The sequence below is a fragment of the Nonomuraea sp. NPDC049419 genome, from assembly GCF_040676995.1.
GTDB classification, from domain to species: Bacteria; Actinomycetota; Actinomycetes; order Streptosporangiales; family Streptosporangiaceae; genus Nonomuraea; species Nonomuraea salmonea.
Genome location: NZ_JBFAQB010000019.1, coordinates 52,557 through 72,580, shown reverse-complemented (window position 1 = coordinate 72,580; position 20,024 = coordinate 52,557). Strand labels below are relative to the sequence as shown.

Below are 20,024 nucleotides of genomic sequence, written 5' to 3'. Positions count from 1 at the left end.
CCGTGCTCACGCCCCCACCACCCGCTCGCGCAGGGCGCCGGGTGCGCGGACGTCGATGAGGTAGTCGGGGCTGCGGAACCAGCCCTCGGACGTCCGCAGGACCGCCACCTCCCGTTCGGTGGGCGCGTCGTCGGGGGCTCGCAGGACGATCTCCACCCGGCCGTCGGAGGTGACGGCCCGGCGGAACCCGGTCGGGTCGGGGCGCTCGGCCAGCGCCCTGCCCACCAGGTCGAGCAGGCGGCCGAAGGTGTCGTGGTCGAGCTCGCCGAGCTGCGACAGCCGGATCGGGCCCGTCGTGGCCAGCGCCGCCCAGGCGGCCTCCAGCTCGGCGCGCTCGCGCTCGGCCATGGCTCGCCGTTCGGCGCGCAGTCCGGCGACGTCGCGGACCCTGCCGGTGCGGCCCATCCGTTCGGTACGTCCGCGCGAGCGCAGCAGCGCCGACACCTCGACCGGCTCGGCCTCCGCCCACGGCACCCCGGCCGGGATCAGCTCGGCGTCGGCGTGGCCGAGGTGGGCGTGGCGGGCCGAGCCGAGCCCGAACGCGGCGTCCCACAGCCGGTGCGCGTCGTCCTCGCCCGGCGCGGCGGCGAACCAGCGGGCCAGCGTACGGAAGTCGGCGGCGGCGCTGGACGAGCGGCGGCGGGCGTCGGTGATGCGGTCGAGCACCTGCAGCAGCACGACGATGGCCCGCCGCGCCACGTCGTGCAGCCGCCGCACCCGCGGCACGCTCCCGTCCTCAGGCGCGAACCACGCCAGCAGCCCCTCCCACTGCGCCACCCGCGCCGCCAGCCACGGCGTCGCATGATCAGCCCCCGGCACCCTCGGCAGATCGGCCCCATCAAGGGCCCGCGCGTGCAGCACCGCGACGCTCCGCCCGGTGTGCCCAGCCAGGCCACCTCGCCCGCCCTGCCCGCCCTGCCCGCCGTACGCGGCCAGATCACCCCGCCCTCCATCCCCAACGGGACCGCCGTTTCGGGGCTGGCCGCCCTGGGCGGGGTCGGCGGCTCTTTGCGTGAGGGGGTGGAGGAGGGTGGTGATGGTGTCGGCGCGTTGTTCCAGGTCTGTGACGAACTGCTGGAGGTAGGCGACCGTGGCGGTCTTCACCTCGTGGAACGTTGCCAGGTCGGTGCCCTCGGCGCGTAGCAGGCGCTGCAGGTCGGCGTTGAAGCGGCGGGTGTTGGTGCGCAGGGCGCCGAGGTGGGCCTCCAGTTCCATGAGGCAGGCGAAGATGCGGCGGTTGCGGCCGGGGTCGGGGTCGTGCAGCAGTTCGTTCAGCTCGGCCAGGCGGGCGGCGATGGCGTCCAGCACCGCCGCCTGCAGGGCACCCGCCGAGTCGAGCGCGGCCATCGCGTGCCGGATCCCGGCGAGGGCCGCCGCGCCGCGGCCGGTGAGCGAGTATTGGAGGTTCCTGCGCTCGTACTCCTCGGCCGTGGCGAAGCCGCCCGCGTGGTCGAAGACCACGTCGAGCAGCCCCCACCCGGCCAGTTGCTTGAGCGTGCCGGCGAGGTCCTGCTCGCCGACCGGCGCGTAGCAGCCGGTCGCGCGCAGCCGCTCCCGCACCTCGTCGGCGGTGAGCGCCGTCTCCAGCCGCTCGTCGGCCTCGCCGAACGCGAAGAGGACCGCCGTGTGCAGGTCAGCCCGCTCCGTCGTGGTGAACCGGAACAACTCCGGCGGCACCTGTGGCGCGCCCGCCATCACCCGCTCCCCTCGCCGCTCGATTACCCGACGCAACCGTAGCGGGACACACCGTCGCGGGGGTCGCTGTTTGCCCGTACATCACGGGGGTACGGCGCTGGCATTGGAAGCCAGGGGTCCGGGGGTAACGGTATGGCGGAGTTCGAGGCGACGCGGGGGATGCCGGCGGAGAGCATGGTGGTGTTCGGGGTGGCGTCCGATGTGCGGCTCATGGACCGGTGGCTGCCGCAGGGATTGTCGGTCCACGACGCGGGGCCCGGCACGCTCGAGGCGGACGGCTCCCTGGTGCCCGGTTCCGGCAAGCACGAGGGGTTGTTCCGCGTCTCCCAGGAGCAACTGAGGGTGGAGTGGGGCGGTCGCGACCACCCCGGCTATTCGGGCTGGCTGCAGGTGTCCGACTCCGCGGCGGGCACCAGTGAGGTGACGGTGCACATCAGCCTGCTCGACGAGCCTGAGTCCGGGGCGCGGGCGGACGAGGTGCGCGGGCTGCTCGACCGGTCGCTCGACAGCCTCGCCGACGAGGTGCAGCGCCGCGTCTCCGGGGGCGGCTGAGCCGTCGCCACGTGCGGGCGGATTCCGGGGCGGGGAACGGGCTTTTGAGGTCTCGGGCGGATAGTAGATCTTTTTCCGGATCGGGAATTCGAGTGTTTTGCCCACTTGCTCTCGATCTGGGGCACCGTCTATAAATAACGGGAAATCCGTTGCCTACATCCCCTGAGACATGCGACGACTATTCCGTTTCATTACGCCCGCCCTGGCCGGCCTGCTGACCCTCACCGGTGTCGCGGGCCACGCCCGAGCCGCCGCGCCTGATCGGCTTGGCGAATTCTACGGACAGCGCCTTGCCTGGTCTCGCTGCGGCGACGGCCATGAATGCGGGAAGTTGTCGGTCCCGCTCGACTACGAGCACCCCGAAGGCGACCGGATCGGCCTCAGCATGGCCCGCCTGCCTGCGACGGGACGCAAGATCGGGTCGATCGTGCTCAACTTCGGCGGCCCCGGCGCGTCCGGTGTCGACACGCTGCTGCAGAGCAAGGACGTCGTCTCCCCCGCGATCAGGGAGCATTTCGACGTCGTCAGCTTCGACCCTCGCGGCGTCGGCGGTTCGGCGCCCATCCACTGCATGAAATCCCTCGACCTCGATTCTTACTTCACCCTCGATCCCACTCCTGACACCGCCGCCGAAGTAAAGCGTCAGGAAAAGTGGGACAAAGCCTTTGCAAAATCGTGCGCCAAGCGGTCGGGAAAGAAACTGCTCGCCCATGTGGGCACGGTCGAGGTCGCCCGCGACATGGACGTGATGCGCGCCGCTCTGGGTGACGAGCGGCTGACGTACCTCGGTTTCTCGTACGGCACCTACCTCGGCTCGCTGTACGCCGACATGTACCCGGCGCGGGTGCGGGCGATGGTGCTCGACGGCGCCGAGGACCCGTCGCAGGACACCGAGGACTTCATCGAGGACCAGGACCGCGGGTTCGAGGTGGCCACGGAGTCGTTCCTGCGCGACTGCTTCAAGGCCAAGGACTGCCCGTTCAAGGGGCTGTCGGTGAAGGCGGCGGTGAAGAAGCTCGACCGGCTCTACGACCGCGCCGACCAGTCGCCGCTGCGCAACGAGTACGACGCCCGCCAGGTCAGCGAGGCCGTCGTGCGCAGCGCGGTGGAGTACTCGATGTACCAGACGGCGACCTGGCCGCGGCTGCGGCAGGCGCTGGCGCAGGCGTACAAGGGTGACGGCACGAAGCTGCTGCAGCTCGCCGACGAGAGCAACGGGCGGCGGCCCAACGGCCGCTACGACAACAGCTTCGAGGCCCTGATGGCCATCAACTGCGTCGACCATCCGGAGAGCCCGTGCCCGTTCTGGCCGGTCAAGGGCTCGCGCCTGCCGAAGAAGGTGAGCGCCAAGGGGGCGCCGCCGATCGTGGTGGTGGGCACCACGCGTGACCCGGCGACGCCGTACAAGGAGGCGCAGGCGCTGGCCGGGCAGCTGGAGCACGGCGTGCTGCTGACCAACGACGCCGACGGCCACACGGGCTACCGCAGGGGCTCCTCCTGCCTTGACCGCAAGGTGGACGACTACCTGCTCACGGCGAAGGCCCCGCGCCCCGGCACCTGCCGCCCCGACGCGAAGGGCCAGGCCAGAGCCGGCGCCTGAGGTGACACCACACCTCGGTGTGGGAGTGGTGACGTTCGGGTCAACCCTGGCCGTGCCTGCGCGATGGCGCGGCCACCGTGGGAGAGATTGGCGGACGTAGCCGGAAATTCCCGCCCGAGGAGCCCATGGAGTCGCTGCTGATCCTGCACGCGGTCGCGGCGGCCTGCGCTCCCTGGCTGGTGACCCGCCTGGGCCGGGCCTCCTACTTCGCCGTGCTGGCGGTGCCGCCGGCGGCCGGGCTGGCGTACACGGGATGGCTGGCGCTGCGCGGGCTGCCGGCGCGGGAGAGCAGGCCGTGGGCGCCGGTGCTGGGGCTGGAGCTGTCGTTCCGCGCCGACCCGCTGGCGGTGCTGATGATGGCGCTGGTCACCGGGGTCGGCGTGCTGGTGCTGGGGTACAGCGCCCGCTACTTCTCGGCGGCCGACGAGGGGCTCGGCCGCTACGGCGGGGTGATGGTGGCCTTCGCCGGCTCGATGCTGGGCCTGGTCGCGACCGACGACCTGCTCCTGCTGTACGTGTTCTGGGAGCTGACGACGGTCTTCTCCTACCTGCTCATCGGCCACGACCCGGCCAGCCGCCCGAGCAGGCAGGCGGCGATGAAGGCGCTGTCGGTGACGACGTTCGGCGGCCTGACGATGCTGGCCGGGTTCGTGCTGCTGGGGCAGGCGGCGGGCACCTACCAGATCTCGGAGATCGTCGCCCGCCCTCCTGACGTCGCGCCGGTGGCGCTGGTGCTGGTGCTGGCAGGGGCGCTGTCGAAGTCGGCGATCTTCCCGTTCAGCACGTGGCTGCCGGCCGCGATGGCGGCGCCGACGCCGGTCTCGGCGTACCTGCACGCGGCGGCGATGGTGAAGGCGGGGGTGTACCTGCTGGCCCGGCTGGGCCCGGCGTTCGGCGACGTGGCGTTGTGGCGGTCGGTGGCGGTGCCGCTGGGCGTGGTGACGATGCTGCTGGGCGGCTGGCGGGCGCTGCGGGAGACGGACCTGAAGCGGCTGCTGGCGTACGGGACGGTCAGCCAGCTCGGCCTGATGGTGCTGCTGTTCGGCGCGGGCACGGAGGGCACGGCGGTGGCCGGCGCCGGGATGGTGCTGGCGCACGCGCTGTTCAAGGCCGCCTTGTTCCTCGTGGTGGGCATCGTGGACCACGCGACGGGCACGCGGGACCTGCGCGCGCTGAGCGGGCTCGGCCGGGCGATGCCGTGGACGTGCGGGGCGGCGGTGCTGGCGGGCGCCTCGATGGCGGGGCTGCCGCCGCTGGCGGGGTTCGCGGGCAAGGAGGCGGCGCTGGAGTCGCTGCTGGACACGCCGCCCGTGCTGGCGGGGGTGGTGGCGGGGTCGGCGCTGACGGCGGCATACACGCTGCGCTTCCTGTGGGGGGCGTTCGCCGGCAAGCCGGGCATCGAGCCGACCCCCGCACACGCGACGCCGGTGGCGATGGCCGCCCCGGCGGGGCTGCTGGCCGTGCTGGGGCTGGTGTTCGGGCCGCTCGCCCCCTGGTACGAGGGCGCGATGTCCGGCTACACCGGCACGTACGCCGATCCCGGCTTGCACGCCCACCTGGCTCCCTGGAGCGGCCCTTCGCTGCCGCTGCTGCTGTCGGCGTCGGCGCTGGCGGCCGGGCTGGTGCTGTTCCTGGCGCGCGGCCCGATGGCCAGGGCGGGCACGGCGCTGCACGTGATGGACTCCGGCCAGGTCTACTGGACGGCGATCCGCCGCCTCGACCGGTTCTCGATCCAGGTCACCGGCTTCATCCAGCGCGGCTCGGTCCCCGACTACCTGCTGCTCACGCTGCTCGCGACGGTCGGCGTGGGCCTGTTCTCGATCGTGTACGGCGGCCCGCCGCACCTGGACGTCCCGGTCGTCGGCTGGCAGCGGCCCGAGCAGCCGGTGATCGTGGTGCTGCTGGCGGCGGCGGGCGCGCTGGCCCTGTTCGCCCGCGCGTACATCCTGCTGGCCCTGGTGATCGGCCTGACCGGTTACGGCACGGCGCTGCTGTTCCTGGTGCACGGCTCCCCCGACCTGGCGCTGACCCAGTTCCTCGCCGAGACGCTGAGCCTGGTGATGTTCGCGCTGGTGTTGCGGCGGCTGCCGGTGGAGCCGGCAGGGGGGCGGCTGCCGATGCCGTTCCGGCTGGGGGTGGGCCTCGCGGTGGGCGTGGTGGCGACGGGCTCCGGCATGCTGGCGATGGCGGCGCGCGGCACCGAGCCGGTGGGCGCGTCGATGCCGGAGGCTGCGGTGGAGGCGGGGGCGCGCAACGTGGTCAGCGCCATCATCCTCGACGTCCGCGCCTGGGACACGCTCGGCGAGAGCGCGGTGCTCATCGTGCTGACGCTGGGCGTGACCAGCCTGGTGTTCCTGCGGCGCAGGTCGTACGCGATCGAGCGGGTGGAGCACGGGCACCGGCCCGAGGAGCCGACGCACTGGCTGGCCTCGACGCTGCCGCGCGGTCAGCGGGCGCTGGCGTTCGAGGTGGCGGCCAGGCTGACCTTCCACACGGTGCTGGTGCTGTCGGTGTTCCTGCTGTTCGTCGGGCACAGCGGGGTCGGCGGCGGGTTCGCGGGCGGCATCGTGGCGGGCCTCGCGATCACCGTGCGCTACCTGGCGGGCGGCAGGAACGAGCTGGCCGCCGCCGTTCCGGTGCACGCGGGCGTGCTGATGGGCGCCGGGCTGACGCTGTCGGCCGGCACGGCGCTGATCGGGCTGCTGTTCGGGCAGGCGGCGCTGAACATGCTGGACACGGAGGTGAGCCTGCCGCTGGTGGGCCACCTGCATCTGACCACGGGCCTGGTGTTCGACCTCGGCGTGTACGTCTCCGTCATCGGCATGGTGCAGGACGTGCTGCGCGCGCTGGGCGCCGAGCTGGACCGCCAGATCGACGCCGGGGAGAACGCGTGAACAGCATCTCGCTGGTGCCGTTCGCCGCCTGCTGCCTGCTGATCACCACCGGCGTGACGCTGCTGCTGGAGCGGAGCCTGGTGCGGGTGCTGGCCGGCGTCATCGTCCTCGGCAACGGCGTGAACCTGCTGATCGTCACCTCCGGCGGGGACGCGGGAGGGCCGCCGTTCACCGGCACGACCGGCATGGCGGATCCGCTGCCGCAGGCCATGGTGCTCACCGCGATCGTCATCACGCTGGGCGTGACCGGGTTCCTGCTGGCCATGGTGCACCGCTCGTGGCAGCTCACCGGCACCGACGAGGTGCAGGACGACACGGAGGACCGGCGGGTGCGGCTGCGCGCGCGGCGCGGCGAGCTGGGCGACGCCGTACGGGCCAGGCGGGACGCGTACCGGAGACTGATCGTCGAGCAGCGGGCCGAGCTCGCGAACCTGGAGGCCGAGCGGGCCGAGCGGGAGCGGCTGGAGGAGGACGACCTGGAGCGGCGCATCTCCCGCGTGCACACCGAGCTGGAGCAGTGGATGCGGCTGCTGCGCGCACAGGGCCTGTCGGAGGAGGAGCTGCAGCGCCGCTTCGAGGACGTCGGCCTGCGCGAGGACACCGGCGCGATCAGCAACGCCGAGCGCATCGAGCAGCTGCGCGAGGAGCACGAGCGCCGCAGGCGGACGCAGGAGCCGAGGGAACGGGAGCTGCGCAAGAAGCTCAAGGCCCGCCAGCGGGAGGCGCGCAAGCAGATGCGGGCGGCCATCAGGAGGGAACGCGCCAGGCAGGCCCTGGCGGAGGACTCCGAGCTCGAGGGCGACGACTGAGCCATGGACGGTGAGCGGTGATCGGCGCGAGCGGGCTGGAGAGCCTGGTCTGCGTGCCCGTGCTGCTGCCGCTGCTCGCCGCCGGGGTGAAGCTGGCGATCGGCGGGCGGCTGCGCGGGCTGCAGTCGCTGATCAGCGTGGTCACGCTGGGCGTGTCGCTGGCCGTGTCGGTGGTGCTGATGGTCGCGGCCGACACGCACGGGCCGCTGGTGACGGAGCTGGGCGGCTGGCCGGCGCCGATCGGCATCACCCTGGTCGCCGACCGGCTGTCCACGCTGGTGCTGGTGGTGTCGTCGGCGGTGACGCTGTGCGTGATGGTGTACTCGGTCGCCAACGCCTACGACGAGCAGGAGCACGACGCGCCGATGGCGATCTTCCATCCGGCGTTCCTGGTGATGGTGGCGGGGGTGGCCGACGCGTTCCTGAGCGGTGACCTGTTCAACCTGTTCGTGGCGTTCGAGCTGCTGCTGAGCGGCTCGTACGTGCTGCTGACCTTCGGCGGCACCGAGTTCAGGATCCGGGCGGGGGCGACGTACACGCTGATGGCGCTGGCCTCGTCGATGTTGTTCCTGATCGCGCTGGCCGTCACCTACGGCGCCACCGGCACGCTGTCGCTCGCCCAGCTCGCCGAGCGCTTCGCGACCCTGCCGGAGCAGGTGCAGCTGCTGGTGGAGCTGACGCTGCTGCTGGCCTTCGCGATCAAGGCGGCGATCTTCCCGATGTCGGCGTGGCTGCCCGACTCCTACCCGACGGCGCCCGCCCCGGCCACGGCGGTCTTCGCCGGCCTGCTGACCAAGGTCGGCGTGTACTCGATCATCCGGCTGGAGGCGCTGCTGTTCCCCGTCGGGCCGGTCTCGACGCTGCTGATGTGGGTGGCGCTGGCCACGATGGTGGCCGGGGTGCTGGGGGCGGTGGCGCAGACCGACATGAAGCGGATGCTGTCCTTCACGCTGGTCAGCCACATCGGCTACATGGTGTTCGGGGTGGCGCTGTCGACGGTGGCGGGCCTGGCCGGCGCGGTGTTCTACGTGGTGCACCACATCACCGTGCAGACCAGCCTGTTCCTGGTGGCGGGCATGGTGGAGCGGCGCACCGGCACGACGTCGGTGACCCGGCTGGGCGGCCTCATGCGGGCCACGCCGCTGATCGCGGTGCTGTTCTTCGTGCCCGCCATGAACCTGTCGGGAATTCCGCCCATGTCGGGGTTCCTGGGCAAGCTGATGCTGGTGCAGGCCGGGCTCGCGACCGGCGGCTGGTTGCCGGTGACGCTGGTGGTGGCCGGGCTGGCGACGAGCCTGCTCACCCTGTACGCGGTGGCCAAGACGTGGGGCAAGGCGTTCTGGCGGACGCCGCGCTCCGAGCAGGTGGGCCGGGTGCTGGAGAGCGAGGAGGCCACCGGCGAGGACCCGACCGTGACCACGGCCAGCCTGCCCGCGCCGCTGCCGCTGTCGGTGGCGGCGCTGATCGTGCTGGGGCTGTCGTTCACGGTGCTGGCGGGGCCGCTGACGGCGCTGGCCGAGCGGGCGGCGGGCGAGCTGCTGGCGCGCGAGCCGTACGTGTCGGCGGTGCTGGAGCGTCCCCGGTGAGGCGCGCCCATGGGAGGTGGCGATGAGGCGGGAGTCGCTGGCGCCGCGGCTGCTGGGCCGGCGGGTGCCGCTGCCGCTGGTGGCCTGGCTGACGCTGGTGTGGGTGGCGTTGTGGGGCGACCTCAGCGTGGGCACCGTGCTGGGCGGGCTGGCGACCGGGCTGGTGGTGACGTGGCTGCTGCCGATGCCGCCCATCAGCCGGGGCCTCAGGCCGCATCCCGTGCCGCTGGTCCGCTTCCTGCTGTACTTCTCGTTCGACCTCGTGGTCTCGACCGTGCGGGTGGTCTATTACGTGCTGCGGCCCGGCGACCCGCCGACGCAGTTCGTCCGGGTCCCGCTGCGCACGACGTCCGAGCCGATCACCGTGCTGGTCATGGTGGCGATCTCCACCGTGCCGGGCAGCCTGGTCGTCGAGCGCTACCCCGGCGAGCTGCTGGTGCACGTGCTGGGCCGGCCCGGCGACGTCACCGAGCCCGTACGCCGGGACGTGGCGGGACTGGAGTCGCGCATCGTGGCGGCCCTCGGCACGCCCACGGACCAGGAGGAGCTGGCGTGAACACGGTGTACCTGGTGACGCTGGCCCTGCTCGGCTGCGGGGCGGCGGCGACGCTCTACCGGGTGGGCAGGGGCCCGTCGATGCTGGACCGCGCGGTGGCGCTCGACGTGTTCACCTCGCTGTCGATGTGCGGGGCCGGGGCGTACGCGGTGGTCAGGGACGACTACTCCGACCTGCCGATCCTGCTGGTGCTGTCGCTGCTGGGGTTCGTCGGGTCGGTGTCGCTGGCCCGGTTCTTCTCCGGCAAGGAGGAGAGGAGGAACCGATGAGCGTGCTCGACATGATCGCGTCCGCCTGCCTGCTGCTGGGCGCGGTGCTGGCGCTGTCGGCCGGGATCGGGCTGGTGCGCTTCCGCACCACGCTGCAGCGCATGCACGCCGGCACCAAGCCGCAGGTGCTCGGCGTGCTGCTGGTGCTGCTGGCGATGTGGCTGCACCGGCCGTCGCTGACGTACGCGGGGCCGCTGCTGCTGGTGGCGCTCTCGCAGGTGATCACGGTGTCGGTCGCCGCCTACATGGTGGCGCGGGCGGCCAACGCCCGTCACTCCTCCGACGACGACACCGGGCTGCCCTCCGACGACTGAGCACGCGGGGAGCCCTCGTCCCCGTCCGAACCCGTGCCCGGGCGGTCGAGCGCCGGCTGCCCGAACCAGGTCCACAGCGCGAGCAGCGCCAGCAGGCCGGCCGCGATCCACGCCAGCGTCGCGTCGAACAGGTAGTCGATGACGAACATGGTGGACGTGGTCATCGACACCGCCAGCGCGAGCGCGCCCAGGATGCCGTAGACGTTGGAGCGGCGTACCAGCGTCTCCTTGCGGCCCTGGCGGAACAGCACGCGGTGCTGCGCGGGCGGCGCGATGTAGCAGATCGACGCGAAGGCGGCGCTGAGCAGCGCCGCGAAGTAGAGCCACCGGTCGGCCTGGTCCAGCCGGGAGAAGCCCGTGGAGAAGGGCACGGTGAGCAGGAACGCGAACAGCACCTGCACGCCGGTCACCGCCACGCGCGCGCCCTGGAGCAGTTCGACGAAATTGCGGTCCGCACGTTCCTGGTGCGACTCGTTCTTCAAGGGGGCCTCCCGCCGCTGGACGAGAGCCTTACTCTGCTCCGTGAAGCGCCGTTAAAACGTGTGCCCCAGCACCTTCGCGGGAGTGATCGGCAGCTCCCGCACGCGGTGGCCGGTCGCGTGGAAGACGGCGTTGCCGACGGCGGCCGCGGTGCCCACGATGCCGATCTCGCCGATGCCCTTGCTGCCCATCGGGTTGAGCGCGTCGTCCTGCTCGTCCAGCCAGACGGCCTCGACGTCGCGGATGTCGGCGCAGACCGGCACGTGGTACTGCGCGAGGTCGCGGTGCAGGAACCCGCCGAACTCCTCGTCGGTCAGCGTCTCCTCCATCAGCGCCATGCCGAGCCCCATCGTCATGCCGCCGATGAACTGCGACCTCGCGAGCGTGGCGTCCAGGATGTGCCCGGCGGCGAAGACGCCGAGCAGCCGCGAGACCCGCACCTCGCCGGTCACCGTGCTCACCCGCACCTCGGCGAACTGGGCGCCGAACGCGTGCCTGGCCAGCTCGGCCTCCTTCGCGACCTCGTCGGTGGTGTCGGCGCGGCCCTCCTTGCCGTCCTTCGCCAGCTCCTCGCAGGCGCGGACGACGGCGGAGCCCCAGGACGCGGTGCCCATGGAGCCGCCCGCGACCGGCCCGTCCGGCAGGTCGCTGTCGCCCAGCTCCACGTGCACCCGCTCGGGCGCGACGTTCAGCGTCGCGGCGGCGATCCTGGTCAGCGCGGTACGCGCGCCCGTGCCGATGTCGGCGGCGCCCACCTGGACGAGCACGTCGCCGCCGTCCAGCACCTTGGCCAGCGCCTTCGACGGCCGCCGCCTGGCCGGGTAGGTGGAGGACGCCACGCCGGTGCCGATCAGCCACTCCCCCTCGCGCCTGACGCCGGGCGCCGGGTCGCGCTGCTCCCAGCCGAAGCGGCGGGCGCCCTCGCGCAGGCAGCCCACGAGGTCGCGGGAGCTGAACGGCAGCCCGCTGTACGGCTCGGTCCCGGGCTCGTTGCGCAGCCGCAGCTCGACGGGGTCGATGCCGGCGGCGTAGGCCAGCTCGTCCATGGCGGACTCCAGCGCGTACATGCCGGGGCACTCGCCGGGCGCGCGCATCCACGAGGGGGTGCCGACGTCGAGCCGGACCAGGCGGTGCCTGGTGCGCAGGGCGGGGGTGGCGTACATGACCCTGGCCACGGTGGCGGTCTGCTCGGCGAACTCGGCGATCGTCGAGGTCTGCTCGTACGCCACGTGCTCCAGCGCCGTCAGCCTGCCCTCCCCGTCCGCGCCGAGGCGCAGCCGCTGGATGGTGGGCGTGCGGTAGCCGGTGACGTCGAACATCTGCTGCCGGGTCAGCGCGATCTTGACCGGGCGGCCCACCGCCTTGGCGGCCAGCGCGGCCAGCACCGCCTGCGGCCTGGTCGTGCCCTTCGAGCCGAACCCGCCGCCGACGTGCCTGGCCACCACCCTGACCTGGTCCTTCGGCAGGCCCAGCGTGTGCGCGACCATGTCGCGGCTGGTGGAGCTGCCCTGCGCGGTGTCGTACAGCATGAGCCGGCCGTCCTCGTCCCAGTAGGCCAGCGCCGCGTGCGGCTCCATCGGGTTGTTGTGCATGACGGGCGTCTCGTAGACGACGTCCACGGTGGTCGCGGCCTCGGCCAGCCCGGCCTCGACGTCGCCCAGCTCGGTGTCGGTCGGGTAGTCCGGGTTGACCACGTCGGGCTTGTAGAGGCCGGGGTGGTCCATGCGCAGGGTGACGTCGTGGTCGTCGGGGTCGTAGTCCACCCGGACGGCGTCGGCGGCGGCGCGGGCGTTGTCGTAGGTGTCGGCGACGACGGCGGCGATGATCTGGCCGCGGTAGGCGATGTCCCTGCTCCTGAACAGGGCCAGCTCGGGGTCTGCGTCCTCGGCGAGGCTCGGCGGGTCCTCGCAGGACAGCACGGCGAGCACGCCGGGCAGCTCCAGCGCGGGCGCGGCGTCCACGTGCTTGACGCGGCCCCTGGCGATGCGGGACTGCACGGGGTAGGCGTAGGTGACGCCCTCGACCGGGTACTCCGCCGCGTACGTGGCCAGTCCCGTGACCTTGACGCGGCCCTCGATGCGGTTCACGGCGCGAGCTCCTCCAGCGTGGCGACGATCAGGTTGCGGGCCAGCGGCACCTTGTACGCGTTGCGCGGCAGCGGCCTGGCCTGCTCCAGCTCTTCCTCGGCGGCCTGGAGGAACGCCTCCCCCGTCGCGGGCCCGCCGATCAGCGCCGCCTCGGCCCGCTCCGCCCGCCACGGCACGTGGGCCACCGAGCCGAGCGCGATGCGGCACCCGGCCACCCTGCCGTCGCGCACGTCGAGCGCGGCGGCGATGGACACCAGCGCGAACGCGAACGACGACCGCTCGCGCACCTTGCGGTAGGTCTGGACGCCCGTGGGCGGCGGCGGCAGCTCGACGGCCGTGATCAGGTCGCCGGGCTCCAGCACGGTGTCCCGCTCCGGCTCGTCGCCGGGCAGCCGGTGCAGGCCGGGCATGGGCACGATGCGGTCGCCTCCCGGCCCCGTGACGTGCACCTCGGCCTCCAGCGCGGCCAGCGCGACCGCCATGTCCGAGGGGTGGGTGGCCACGCACGCGCCGGACGCGCCGAGCACGGCGAGGCCCGAGTGGTCGCCGGCGATGGCCGGGCAGCCCGAGCCCGGCCTGCGCTTGTTGCACGGCCTGGTGACGTCCTGGAAGTACGGGCAGCGGGTGCGCTGCAGCAGGTTGCCCGCCACGGTGGCGATGTTGCGCACCTGCCCCGACGCGCCCGCCAGCAGCGCCCTGGCCAGCATGGGGTAGCGGGTGCGGATCAGCGGGTGCACGGCGAGGTCGGTGTTGCGGACGGTGGCGCCGATGCGGACGCGGTCGCGTACCTGCTCGATCTCGTCGAGCGGCAGCCGGCTGACGTCCACCAGGCGGTCCGGCTCGGCCACGCCCAGGCGCATGAGGTCTACCAGGTTGGTGCCGCCGCCCAGGTACATGGTGCCGGGGGCGAAGCCGCGCACGGCCTCCGCCGGGGTGGCGGCTCGGGCGTACTCGAAGGGTTTCACGACGTCACCTCGCGGATGGCGCTGACGATGTTGACGTACGCGCCGCACCGGCACAGGTTGCCGCTCATCCGTTCCCTGATCTCCTCGGGGGTCAGGCCCGGGTCGGTGGCGAGGTCCTCGGTCACGGCGCTCGGGCCCGGCTCGCCCAGCATCCCGGCCGCCGAGCAGAGCTGGCCTGGCGTGCAGTAGCCGCACTGGAAGGCGTCGTGCTCGATGAAGGCCGCCTGCAGCGGGTGCAGCTCGTCACCGTTCGCCAGGCCCTCGACGGTGGTGATCTCCCTGCCCTCCACCGCGACGGCGAGCGCCAGGCAGGCGTTGGCGCGCCGGCCGTCGATCAGCACCGTGCACGCGCCGCACTGGCCGTGGTCGCAGCCCTTCTTGGCGCCGATGAGGCCGAGGCGTTCGCGGAGCAGGTCGAGCAGCGACGTGCGCGGGTCCACGTGCATCGTGCGCGGCACTCCGTTCACCTGCAGGGTGATGTCCATTTCGCACGACTACCCGAGCGTTGTGAGCGACAACCCCTGCCGGCGGTAAAGCGGCGTCGCCCTTTCGTCCTTGGACGTCCGGTTTTGCCGGGGTGGTGGCGGGTAGCCGTGGCGGCATGAGGCGGGCCATGGAAGAGGAGGCGGCGATCCTCACGGTGAACGCCGGCTCATCGAGCCTGCGCCTGGACCTCGTCCAGGGCGGCTGCGTCATCGACAGCGCCCACACCGACCTCGCCGCACGCGGCTCCGGCTCAGGCCGAGGCTCGGACTCCGGCTCGGACTCCGGCTCGGGCTCCGGCTCCGGCTCGGGCTCCCCCTCCTCCCGCGTTCACCCCCGCCCGTCCGGCGGGGAGGACGCGGACGGCGGGTCGGGGGCAGCGGCGCTGGAGGGCTTCCTGGGTGGGCATTTCGACCGGGACATCAGGGCCGTGGCGCACCGGCTGGTGCACGGCGGCGACGTCGTCCGCGCGCCCGCCGTCGCCGACGACGAGACCGTGGCCGCGCTGCGCGGCCTGACCGCCCTCGCCCCGCTGCACCTGCCGCCCGCGCTCGACCTCCTGGACGCCGCCCGCGAGCAGTTCCCGGCCGTGCCGCACGTGCTCTGCCCCGACACGGCCTTCCACGCCGACCTGCCGGACGAGGCCGCCGTCTACGCCCTGCCGCCCGAGTGGCGCGAGAAGCACGGCCTGCGCCGCTACGGCTTCCACGGCCTGTCCTACGCCTGGGCCGTCGACCGGGTGGCCGACCTGCTGGGACGCCCGGTGACCGAGCTGGAGCTGGTGCTGGCCCACCTGGGCGGCGGCGCGTCGGTGTGCGCGGTCTCCGGCGGGCGCAGCCGGCACACGTCCATGGGGTTCACGCCGCTGGACGGCCTGCCCATGAGCAAGCGGTCGGGCGGCGTGGACCCGGGGATGCTGGTGTGGCTGCTGTCGCAGGGCCACCTGTCGGTCGCGGAGCTGGGCGACGGCCTGCAGCGCCGCTCGGGCCTGCTGGGCCTGTCGGGCGGCCGGTCCGGCGACACGCGGGAGCTGGTGGCGGCCGAGCGCGACGGCGACGCGGCGGCCGGTCTGGCGCTGCGCGTGTTCGCGCACCGGGTGGCCGGGGAGATCGCCGCGGCGGCGACCGCGCTGCCGCGGATCGACGCGCTGGTGTTCACCGGGGAGATCGGCTGGAACCAGCCGGAGGTGCGCGAGGCGGTCTGCCGCCGGCTGGGCGTCCTGGGCGTCGAGCCGCCGTCGCTGCGCGAGCGGAGCGACGACGGGCCCGTCAGCGCGTACGGGGCGAAGGTGCCCGTCCTGGTCGTCCAGGTACGCGAGGAGCTGCAGCTCGCCCGCGAGTGCCTGAGCACGCTCGACGACCCTCCGGCGGACACGGCGGCCGGTTAGCCGGGTTGTCGGTGCCTGGTGGTTGGATCTCCTGTGTGGAGGCCAGCGTCGAGCAGCTCGTCTACGTCCGTGACGACGAATACACCGTCGCGCGCATGAGCGCCGACGGCGAGCCCGACTTCGTGGCCACCGGCCGGGCGCTGGCCGGGGTGCAGCCGGGCGAGACGCTGCGGTTGTTCGGCGAGTGGGGCAGGCACGCCCGCCACGGCCGGCGCTTCGCGGTCAGCGGCTGCGAGCGGGTCACGCCGTCGTCGGTCCGCGCCATCCGCGCCTATCTCGGGTCGGGGCTGATCAGGGGCATCGGGCCGAAGCTGGCGTACGCGATCGTCGACCACTTCGGCGAGGCCACCCTCAAGGTCATCGACGGCGAGCCTGAGCGGCTCACCGAGGTCGTCAACATCGGGCCGCAGCGGCAGGGGCAGATCGTCCAGGCGTGGCAGGAGCAGAAGGCGATCGCCGCGCTCATGGTCACCCTGCAGGGCCTCGGGGTCAGCCCGCTGCTCGCCGCCAAGATCCACCAGGTGTTCGGCAAAGACGCGGAAGAGGTCCTCGCCACCGACCCCTACCAGCTCATCGGCCGGGTCAGGGGCATCGCGTTCCGCATCGCCGACCGCATCGCGCTGCGCGCGGGGGTGCCTGAGCGCAGCCCGCAGCGGGTCAAGGCGGCGCTGCTCGACCGGCTGGAGGCGGCGGGCAGCCGCGACGGCCACTGCTTCGTCCCGGTGCAGGTCCTGGTCAGGGAGGCGGCGCAGCTGATCGAGCAGGACCAGGAGCTGGTGCGGCCGATGGTCGACGCGCTGGCGGGCGAGCGGCGGCTGGTCGTCGAGACCCATCCGGAAAGGCCCGACGAGCCGGTCGCCTACCTCAAACACGTGCACAGCCGCGAGGTGGCGCTGACCGCGCAGCTCACCGCGCTCCTGCGGGCCCGCTCCACGCTGCCGCTGCGCTCGTTCCACGAGGACCCTGGGCTCCACGACGACCAGCGCGCGGCCGTCACCATGGCGCTGACCAGCACCGTCTCGATCATCACCGGCGGGCCGGGGTGCGGCAAGAGCCACACGGTCAAGGCGATCGCCACCGTCGTGCGGGCCGCCGGCGGCACGGTCACGCTCACGGCGCCCACCGGCAAGGCCGCCAAGCGGCTGTCGGAGCTGACCGGGCTGCCCGCGATGACCATCCACCGCATGCTCGCCCAGCAGCCCGACCCCGATCCCGAGACGCTGTTCGACGAGCGGCCCTCGCAGGCCGACCTGATCGTGGTCGACGAGGCGTCCATGCTCGACCTGCATCTCGCCACCCGGCTCACCGCGGCCGTGCGGCCGGGCAGCCATCTGCTGCTCATCGGCGACAGCGACCAGCTGCCCAGCATCGGCGCCGGCGACGTGCTCGCCGACCTGCTGAGGGTCACCGCGATCCCGCGTGTCGAGCTGACCCACGTCTTCCGCCAGGCCGGCGGCAGCGGCATCGTCCAGGCGGCCCACCGCATCCGCGCGGGGCGGCTGCCCGCGACGCCGGGCGGCGGCGGGTTCTGGTTCGAGGAGCTCGACGACCCCGCGCAGGTCGCGCGGCGGGTGGCCCACCTTGCGATGGTGGCGATCCCCCGCAAGCAGGGCGTCTATCCTGGCCAGGTGCAGGTGCTGTGCCCGATGCGCAAGGGCGAGACCGGCGCCACCGCGCTCGGCAGGCTCATCCAAGACCAGCTCAACCCGGCCGCCGACGACAAGCCCGAGCACTGGTCGGGGTCCACGGTGTTCCGGGTGGGCGACCGGGTCATGCCGATCCGCAACAACTACGACAAGGGCGTCTTCAACGGCGAGACCGGCACGGTGACGGCCGTGGTGCGCGAGGAGCGCGCGGTCGAGATCCGCACCGACGACGGCGAGCAGGTGACGTACGGCTTCGACGAGCTCGACGATCTCACCCACGCCTACGCCATCAGCGTGCACCGCTCGCAGGGCAGCGAATACCCGTTCGTGGTGGCGCCGATCGTGGCCGAGTCGGGCGGCGTCATGCTGCGCCGCAAGCTGCTCTACACGCTGGTGACGCGAGCCAAGGCGTGGGTGGTGCTGGTAGGCCGGCGCGAGGCGCTGGAGCTGGCCGTCCACCGCCTCGGCAGGCGCCGCGACACGGGCCTGGCCAGGCGGCTCACGCTGGCTCTCGACGGGTGAGCGAGACCACCCGGCGGCCGGTGCGCCGCCGCCCGGCGGCGGTGTTACGGTAGTGCGTCGGTACGCCGGAGGTCTGGTCGGCAGGGACTGCCGGCCGGACGGTCGGGGGAGGCGTTCACGAATGCGTGACCGTAGCCGTGCTCGTCACATCGGGGCACGTGCATGAACCGTGTTGTCGCCTGGCTGACGTCCCGTTTCCACCAGCCCGCGCAGGTCGTGGTGCTCGGCTTCGGCCTGGCCATCACGGCGGGCACGGCCCTGCTCGCGCTGCCCGCCGCCACCACGTCAGGCGAGCCGGCCGGGCTGGTCGACGCGCTGTTCACGGCCACCTCGGCGGTGTGCGTGACGGGTCTCGCGGTGGTCGACACCGCCTCGCACTGGTCGGTGTTCGGGGAGCTGGTGATCGCGGGGCTGGTCCAGGTGGGCGGGCTCGGCATCATGACGATGGCCACCGTGTTCACGCTGCTCGTCTCGGGCCGCTTAGGTCTGCGGGCCAAGATCGTGGCGCAGGCCGAGACCAAGGCGCTCAGCGCCAGCGACATCCGCCGGGTGATCCGCAAGGTGGTGCTGTTCACGCTGCTGTGCGAGAGCGTCGCCGCCGTGGTGCTGACCGGCCGGTTCATGATCGCGTACGGTGAGCCGTTCGGCCGGGCGCTCTACCTCGGCGGCTTCCACGCGGTGGCCTCGTTCAACAACGCGGGGTTCGCGCTGTGGCCCGACAGCCTGATGAGGTTCGTGACCGACCCGTGGATCTGCCTGACCGTGGCGTTCGCCTGCATCGTCGGCGGGCTCGGCTTCCCCGTCGTGTTCGAGCTGGCCCGCACCTGGCGTCACCCGCACAAGTGGAGCGTGCTGACCAGGATCACGCTCGGCGTCACCGTGACGCTGCTGGTGCTCGGCACCCTCGTCTTCCTGATGACCGAGTGGCGCAACCCCGGCACGCTGGGCGCGCTCGACGAGCCCGACAAGCTGCTGGCCGCGTTCTTCACCGCCGTCATGCCGCGCTCGGCCGGGTTCAACACCCTCGACGTCTCGGCCATGTACCCGTCGAGCTGGCTGCTCACCGACCTGCTCATGTTCATCGGCGGGGGCAGCGGCGGCACCGCGGGCGGCATCAAGGTGACCACGGCGGGCCTGCTGGCGTTCGTGGTGTGGGCCGAGCTGCGCGGCGAGAGCCGGGTCAACGTCGGTCACCGGCGGCTGCCCGACACCAACCAGCGGCAGGCCGTCACGGTGACGGCGCTGGGGGTAGGGCTGGTGGGTGTGGCCACGTACGTGCTGCTCGCGCTCACCCCGCACAGCCTCGACCAGGTCATGCTGGAGGTGGTCTCGGCGTTCAGCACGGCGGGCCTGTCCACCGGCATCACCGCCGACGTCGGCACGGCCGGGCACCTGCTGCTCGTCATGCTCATGTTCGTGGGCCGCATCGGCCCGCTCACCCTGGGCTCCGCGCTGGCCCTCAACAGGCGCGCCCGGCACTACGAGCTACCAGAGGAGCGTGTCATCGTTGGCTGACTACAAGGGCGACCCGGTCGTCGTCATCGGCCTGGGCAGGTTCGGCACGTCGCTGGCGCTGGAGCTCACCCGGCGCGGCACCGAGGTCCTGGCCATCGACAACCGGCCCAAGATCACGCAGAGCCTGGCGGGCCGCATCACCCAGATCGCGACCGCCGACGCCACCGACATGGAGGCGCTGCGCCAGCTCGGCGTGCCCGACTTCTACCAGGCGGTGGTGGCCGTCGGCAGCGACATCGAGGCCAGCATCCTCACCACGTCGCTGCTGGTCGAGCTGGAGATCAACGACATCTGGGCCAAGGCCATCAGCACCCAGCACGGCCGCATCCTGAGCCGCATCGGCGCCCATCACGTGGTCTTCCCCGAGCACGACATGGGCGAGCGGGTCGCGCACCTGGTGAGCGGCCGCATGCTCGACTACATGCAGGTCGACGAGAACTTCGCGCTGGCCAAGACCAGCCCGCCGAAGGACTACGTCGGCATCCCGCTCGGCCAGTCCAACCTGCGCCGCAAGTACGGCGTGACGATCGTCGCGGTCAAGCCGCCTGGCGAGGAGTTCACGTACGCGACGGCCGAGACGGAGCTGTCGTACGGTGACATCGTGCTCGTCTCCGGGCGCACCGAGCAGGTGGAGCGCTTCGCCGAGCTGCCCTGACCGGTGGGG

Annotated in this window: 18 protein-coding genes; 12 read left to right on the top strand and 6 right to left on the bottom strand. The window is 72.7% G+C overall.

From position 1 onward, the window contains the following. Positions 1–6 precede the first annotated feature (6 nt). Positions 7–1,695, bottom strand: coding sequence for a TIGR02677 family protein (locus tag AB0K12_RS38110; protein WP_364572241.1), 1,689 nt, complete (start codon positions 1,693–1,695; stop codon positions 7–9). A 132-nt stretch (positions 1,696–1,827) separates the two neighbouring features. On the opposite strand from AB0K12_RS38110, the gene AB0K12_RS38105 reads away from it, so the two are divergent. Further along, a complete protein-coding gene (locus AB0K12_RS38105; RefSeq protein WP_364572239.1) occupies positions 1,828–2,247 on the top strand; it encodes an SRPBCC family protein in 420 nt (139 codons plus the stop codon). A 178-nt stretch (positions 2,248–2,425) separates the two neighbouring features. Here AB0K12_RS38105 and AB0K12_RS38100 read toward each other — a convergent pair whose 3' ends face one another. Next, the gene (locus AB0K12_RS38100; protein ID WP_364572237.1) at positions 2,426–2,566 is read right to left on the bottom strand and encodes a hypothetical protein; all 141 of its coding nucleotides are present in this window, start codon (positions 2,564–2,566) and stop codon (positions 2,426–2,428) included. Positions 2,567–2,578: 12 nt separating this feature from the next. Between AB0K12_RS38100 and AB0K12_RS38095 the strand changes: the two genes are divergently transcribed. The 7 genes from AB0K12_RS38095 (at position 2,579) to AB0K12_RS38065 (ending at position 10,275) form a co-directional block, all read left to right on the top strand. Then, complete coding sequence (locus AB0K12_RS38095) at positions 2,579–3,847, top strand: alpha/beta hydrolase (RefSeq protein WP_364572235.1); 1,269 nt, start codon at positions 2,579–2,581, stop codon at positions 3,845–3,847. Between the two features lie 125 nt (positions 3,848–3,972). Continuing rightward, the gene (locus AB0K12_RS38090; RefSeq protein ID WP_364572233.1) at positions 3,973–6,741 is read left to right on the top strand and encodes a Na+/H+ antiporter subunit A; all 2,769 of its coding nucleotides are present in this window, start codon (positions 3,973–3,975) and stop codon (positions 6,739–6,741) included. Further along, positions 6,738–7,550: a Na(+)/H(+) antiporter subunit C gene (locus AB0K12_RS38085; protein ID WP_364572231.1), complete on the top strand. Its 813-nt coding sequence runs from the start codon at positions 6,738–6,740 to the stop codon at positions 7,548–7,550. Before AB0K12_RS38090 ends, AB0K12_RS38085 begins: the two co-directional genes overlap by 4 nt. Positions 7,551–7,567: 17 nt before the next feature. Further along, a complete protein-coding gene (locus tag AB0K12_RS38080; RefSeq protein WP_364572229.1) occupies positions 7,568–9,136 on the top strand; it encodes a Na+/H+ antiporter subunit D in 1,569 nt (522 codons plus the stop codon). 22 nt (positions 9,137–9,158) lie between these two features. After that, positions 9,159–9,692: a Na+/H+ antiporter subunit E gene (locus tag AB0K12_RS38075; RefSeq protein WP_364572227.1), complete on the top strand. Its 534-nt coding sequence runs from the start codon at positions 9,159–9,161 to the stop codon at positions 9,690–9,692. Further along, positions 9,689–9,961 carry a monovalent cation/H+ antiporter complex subunit F gene (locus AB0K12_RS38070; RefSeq protein ID WP_364572225.1) on the top strand — a complete coding sequence of 91 codons (273 nt, stop codon included), beginning with the start codon at positions 9,689–9,691 and terminating at the stop codon, positions 9,959–9,961. Before AB0K12_RS38075 ends, AB0K12_RS38070 begins: the two co-directional genes overlap by 4 nt. Further along, positions 9,958–10,275, top strand: coding sequence for a monovalent cation/H(+) antiporter subunit G (locus AB0K12_RS38065; RefSeq protein ID WP_345402712.1), 318 nt, complete (start codon positions 9,958–9,960; stop codon positions 10,273–10,275). Before AB0K12_RS38070 ends, AB0K12_RS38065 begins: the two co-directional genes overlap by 4 nt. Here AB0K12_RS38065 and AB0K12_RS38060 read toward each other — a convergent pair. The 4 genes from AB0K12_RS38060 to AB0K12_RS38045 are packed head-to-tail and all read right to left on the bottom strand — an operon-like array spanning position 10,233 to position 14,292. Continuing rightward, entirely contained in the window at positions 10,233–10,757 is a 525-nt protein-coding gene (locus AB0K12_RS38060; protein ID WP_364572222.1) for a DUF6328 family protein, read from the bottom strand. The two genes, AB0K12_RS38065 and AB0K12_RS38060, sit on opposite strands and share 43 nt — an antisense overlap. A 51-nt stretch (positions 10,758–10,808) precedes the next feature. After that, complete coding sequence (locus AB0K12_RS38055) at positions 10,809–12,842, bottom strand: xanthine dehydrogenase family protein molybdopterin-binding subunit (RefSeq protein WP_364572220.1); 2,034 nt, start codon at positions 12,840–12,842, stop codon at positions 10,809–10,811. Continuing rightward, positions 12,839–13,807: a xanthine dehydrogenase family protein subunit M gene (locus AB0K12_RS38050; RefSeq protein ID WP_364572218.1), complete on the bottom strand. Its 969-nt coding sequence runs from the start codon at positions 13,805–13,807 to the stop codon at positions 12,839–12,841. The genes AB0K12_RS38055 and AB0K12_RS38050 overlap by 4 nt, the downstream gene beginning before the upstream one ends. After that, positions 13,804–14,292, bottom strand: a complete 489-nt coding sequence (locus AB0K12_RS38045) for a 2Fe-2S iron-sulfur cluster-binding protein (protein ID WP_364572216.1) — start codon at positions 14,290–14,292, stop codon at positions 13,804–13,806. The genes AB0K12_RS38050 and AB0K12_RS38045 overlap by 4 nt, the downstream gene beginning before the upstream one ends. A gap of 116 nt (positions 14,293–14,408) precedes the next feature. On the opposite strand from AB0K12_RS38045, the gene AB0K12_RS38040 reads away from it, so the two are divergent. The 4 genes from AB0K12_RS38040 to AB0K12_RS38025 all read left to right on the top strand — a co-directional run bounded on the left by AB0K12_RS38040 (position 14,409) and on the right by AB0K12_RS38025 (position 20,015). Next, the gene (locus AB0K12_RS38040) at positions 14,409–15,677 is read left to right on the top strand and encodes an acetate/propionate family kinase (protein WP_364572214.1); all 1,269 of its coding nucleotides are present in this window, start codon (positions 14,409–14,411) and stop codon (positions 15,675–15,677) included. Between the two features lie 35 nt (positions 15,678–15,712). Beyond that, the gene (locus tag AB0K12_RS38035) at positions 15,713–17,845 is read left to right on the top strand and encodes an ATP-dependent RecD-like DNA helicase (RefSeq protein WP_364572212.1); all 2,133 of its coding nucleotides are present in this window, start codon (positions 15,713–15,715) and stop codon (positions 17,843–17,845) included. Between the two features lie 162 nt (positions 17,846–18,007). Next, positions 18,008–19,360 carry a potassium transporter TrkG gene (locus AB0K12_RS38030; RefSeq protein ID WP_364572210.1) on the top strand — a complete coding sequence of 451 codons (1,353 nt, stop codon included), beginning with the start codon at positions 18,008–18,010 and terminating at the stop codon, positions 19,358–19,360. Continuing rightward, positions 19,353–20,015: a TrkA family potassium uptake protein gene (locus AB0K12_RS38025; protein ID WP_364572208.1), complete on the top strand. Its 663-nt coding sequence runs from the start codon at positions 19,353–19,355 to the stop codon at positions 20,013–20,015. The genes AB0K12_RS38030 and AB0K12_RS38025 overlap by 8 nt, the downstream gene beginning before the upstream one ends. The last annotated feature ends 9 nt before the right edge of the window (positions 20,016–20,024 follow it).